This window comes from Candidatus Eisenbacteria bacterium (assembly GCA_035577985.1).
GTDB lineage: Bacteria > Desulfobacterota > Binatia > DP-6 > DP-6 > DATJZY01.
Window position 1 is genome coordinate 1 of record DATJZY010000016.1, and the last position, 3,709, is coordinate 3,709.

The window sequence follows — 3,709 nt, forward strand, 5'->3', positions numbered from 1 at the left end:
CTGTGGGCGACGGACAAGCACGTGGTCGTCATCGGCGGCGGCGACACCGGTTCGGACTGCGTCGGCACCTCCAACCGGCACGGCGCGAAATCCGTGACCCAGTTCGAGCTGCTGCCGATGCCGCCGGATCTCGACCGCAACCCGGTGTGGCCGTACTGGCCGTCGCGGCTGCGCACCTCGTCGTCCCACGAGGAAGGCTGCGAGCGCGACTGGGCGGTGGCGACCAAGCACTTCCGCGGCGAGAACGGCACGGTCAAGGCGCTGGTCGCCGTGCGCGTCGAGTGGCAGAAGGACCCGGCGAGCGGCCAGATGAGGATGGTCGAGGTCCCGGGCACGGAGTTCGAGCTGCCCGCCGACCTCGTGCTCCTCGCGATGGGATTCGTCTCGCCGGTCCAGGGCGTGCTCGACGCTTTCGGCGTGGCGAAGGACGCCCGCGGCAACGCGCGTGCGACGACCGACGGCGCGGGCTGCTACACGACCTCGGCGCCGAAGGTGTTCGCCGCGGGGGACATGCGCCGCGGCCAATCCCTCGTCGTCTGGGGGATCCGGGAAGGCCGCCAGTGCGCGCGTGCCGTCGACGAGTTCCTCATGGGGAGCTCCGAGCTCCCGCGCTGAAAAGGGCTACTGGCGGGGTCGCGGGCGCGGCGCGGCGCTCGGTACCTGATCCTCCGGCACCGGCCGGTACTGCGAGCCGATGCCGGCCGGTCCGGGCGTCACCACCACGCCTCCCGGCGGCGCGGGCACCAAGCCGGCCCCTATGCCCGCCGGGCCGGGTCCGACCGCGAGGCCGCCCGGTGGTGACCGGTAATACGGACCGGCGACGCCACCAGCGCCGACCGCGGTGAACGGCGTCGGCTGATACATGCCCGGCACGGGCTGTTGCGGCACCGGCCTCGCGCCTGGCCGCACGATGCCGTAGGGGCCATAGGGGCTGTAATAGCCTGGATCGTAGGCGGTCGGATACGGACTGTCGCAATCGGTCCGACGGTCGGCGATGCAGCGCTCGCGCCACTGGCGATAGGCTTCGGCCGACGCCGCATCCTGGGCTGCGGCCGTCTGGCGATTCCGCTGCGCATCCTCCTCGAGCCGGGCCACGCGATCCTTCAACGCCTGTTCCCGGCGCCCGGCGTCGCCTTTCGACGCGTCGTACGCCTCGATCGTGCTGACCCGTCCCTTGTCCTCGTCGAGCTTCTCGCTCTTCCGGTTGTCGGGCGGGGTGCTGGAATAGTTGGTGACGCCCTTGTCGTCGATCCATTTGTAGACCTGGGCAAGCGCTACCAGTGGGAACGCGAGCGCGACCCCCAGGGCGACGAGTGGAACACGGCGAACGCTCATGAATGAATTACGCACCACCTGGCTCCTCGGATGACAGGCGCGCTGTCACGGACCGGGCCGACGGGTTCCCGTCACCGTGGCGTCGGCCGCGGGAGCCCCGGCGGTCCAGGCTGCACCGGCGGTGCAATCGGCTGGACCGGGCGGACCGGGTAGTACGGATACCCCGTCGGCTCAAGCCCGTAGTCGAACGTCCCGCGCGAGGGATCGTCGCAGTCTACACGCCGATCCTGTAGACAGCGCTCCCGCCATTGCGGATCCGCCGCGATCCCGGACTGCGCATTGGCGCTCTCGCGGCGCTGCGCGGCGAGGTCACGCTCCACGCCGTCGGCTTTCTGTTGCGGCGCCCGATCCTGTCCCGCCTGGATCTTCTCGGGCTTCGGGCCGGGCACGGTGCTGACGCGGGACTTGGCGTCATCGAGCTTCTGGACGTTGCGGGCGTTTGCGGGCGGCCTGGCGCCGTAGTTCGTCGTGCCCGTCTCGTCCGTCCACTTGAAGAGCTCGGCCCCGGCCGGGAAAGCGAGCGCGCCCGCGACGAGCGAAACGAGCATCCGCGAGTGGGGGAGGTGGGCCACGGTCAGATGATGCGCCCCCGGAGCTGGGTTGTGACGATCTCGGCGACGAACACCGCCGCGACGATCGCGAGCAGGATCATCGCGACCCGGTCCCACGCCGCGGGCACCGCCCGAATGTCACGAATCGTGGCATCCGTGAAGATCTCCGCAAACGCCTCGGTCACGGGCGCCCGGTTCCTTGCTAACATCCGGATCGATAAGGGAGTTTCAGTCAAGTGAACGTCGTCATCCTGGCCGCGGGCCAGGGCAAGCGGATGCACTCGGACCTGCCCAAGGTGCTCCATCCGCTGGCCGGCCGGCCGCTCCTCGCGCACGTCCTCGACACCGCCCGGTCGCTCGGGCCGTCGTGCGTGTGCGTCGTGTACGGACACGGCGGTGAGCGCGTGCGCGAGACGATCGGCGGCGACGCGATCGCCTGGGTGCGTCAGGAGCCCCAGCTCGGCACCGGGCACGCGCTCCAGCAGGCGCTCCCGGCGCTCGGTCCGGACGCGCAGACGCTCGTCCTGTACGGCGACGTCCCGCTGACGCGCGCCGAAACGCTGCGCGCGCTCGGCACCGCCGCCGCCGACGGGGTCGCGCTCCTCACCGTCACGCTCGAGGACCCGACCGGCTACGGGCGCATCGTGCGCGAGGGCGGCGCGATCCAGCGCATCGTCGAGGAGAAGGACGCCACCCCGGCCGAACGCGCGCTGCGCGAGGTGAACACCGGCATCATGGTCCTGCCGACGCGCAATCTCGCGCGCTGGCTCACCGGCTTGCGCGACGACAACGCGCAGCGCGAGTACTACCTGACCGACGTGATCGCCGCCGCGGTGGGCGAGCGCGTCGCGGTGCGCGCGGTGCAGCCCGCCTCCGCGTGGGAAACGCTCGGCGTCAACAGCAAGGCGCAGCTCGCCGAGCTCGAGCGGGTGTACCGGCAGGACGTCGCCGGGCGGCTGCTCGCGGCAGGGGTCACGCTCGCCGATCCCGCCCGCATCGACGTTCGCGGGAAGCTCGAGTGCGGGCGCGACGTCGCGATCGACGTCAACTGCGTCTTCGAGGGCGACGTGGTCCTGGGCGACCGCGTGTCGCTGGGCGCGAACTGCGTGCTCCGCAACGTGCGCATCGACGCGGGCACCCGGGTCGAGCCGTTCTGCCATCTCGAGGAAGCCGACATCGGCCGCAACTGCCGCATCGGCCCGTACGCGCGCCTCCGTCCGGGCGCGCAGCTCGCCGAGGACGTCCACATCGGCAATTTCGTCGAGGTGAAGGCGAGCACGATCGGCGCCGGCTCGAAGGCGAACCACCTCGCCTACATCGGCGACACCGAGGTCGGCCGCAACGTCAACGTCGGCGCGGGCACGATCACCTGCAACTACGACGGCGCGAACAAGCACCGCACGGTGATCGAGGACGACGTCTTCATCGGCTCGGACACCCAGCTCGTCGCGCCGGTGCGCGTCGGGCGCGGCGCGACGCTCGGCGCCGGCACGACGCTCACCGAGGATGCGCCGCCGGGCGAGCTGACCATCTCTCGCGCGCGGCAGATGACGATCCCGAACTGGAAGCGGCCCGTGAAGACGAAGAAGAAGTAGGCCGGGAACGCAAACGGGCAACGGCGCAAGAGGAAGAACCAGGGAGTGCAAGCAGAACCATGTGCGGAATCGTAGGCGCCATCGCTAACCGCGACGTCGTGCCGCTCCTCGTCGAGGGGCTGAAGCGGCTCGAGTACCGCGGGTACGACTCCTCCGGCGTCGCGGTGCTCGACGGCGCGATCAAGCGCGTCCGGCGCGTCGGTCGGGTGGCCGAGATGGAGACGGCGG

Annotated in this window: 5 protein-coding genes; 2 read left to right on the forward strand and 3 right to left on the reverse strand. The window is 70.9% G+C overall.

Annotation, left to right across the window (positions count from 1 at the left end; translation table 11 throughout):
* Positions 1-615 (forward strand): FAD-dependent oxidoreductase (locus VMS22_02065; protein HXJ32797.1); only part of this gene is annotated, 615 nt, incomplete at its 5' end.
* A 6-nt stretch (positions 616-621) separates the two neighbouring features.
* Here the strand turns inward: VMS22_02065 and VMS22_02070 are convergent.
* From VMS22_02070 to VMS22_02080, 3 genes are read right to left on the reverse strand one after another with little or no spacing between them, the layout of a single operon-like run.
* Positions 622-1,350: a DUF4124 domain-containing protein gene (locus tag VMS22_02070; GenBank protein HXJ32798.1), complete on the reverse strand. Its 729-nt coding sequence runs from the start codon at positions 1,348-1,350 to the stop codon at positions 622-624.
* Positions 1,351-1,406: 56 nt separating this feature from the next.
* Positions 1,407-1,907, reverse strand: coding sequence for a DUF4124 domain-containing protein (locus VMS22_02075; protein HXJ32799.1), 501 nt, complete (start codon positions 1,905-1,907; stop codon positions 1,407-1,409).
* Between the two features lie 2 nt (positions 1,908-1,909).
* Complete coding sequence (locus VMS22_02080) at positions 1,910-2,071, reverse strand: hypothetical protein (protein ID HXJ32800.1); 162 nt, start codon at positions 2,069-2,071, stop codon at positions 1,910-1,912.
* Positions 2,072-2,122: 51 nt separating this feature from the next.
* Here VMS22_02080 and glmU point away from each other — a divergent pair, with 51 nt between their 5' ends.
* Entirely contained in the window at positions 2,123-3,481 is a 1,359-nt protein-coding gene (gene glmU, locus VMS22_02085) for a bifunctional UDP-N-acetylglucosamine diphosphorylase/glucosamine-1-phosphate N-acetyltransferase GlmU (GenBank protein ID HXJ32801.1), read from the forward strand.
* Positions 3,482-3,709 lie beyond the last annotated feature (228 nt).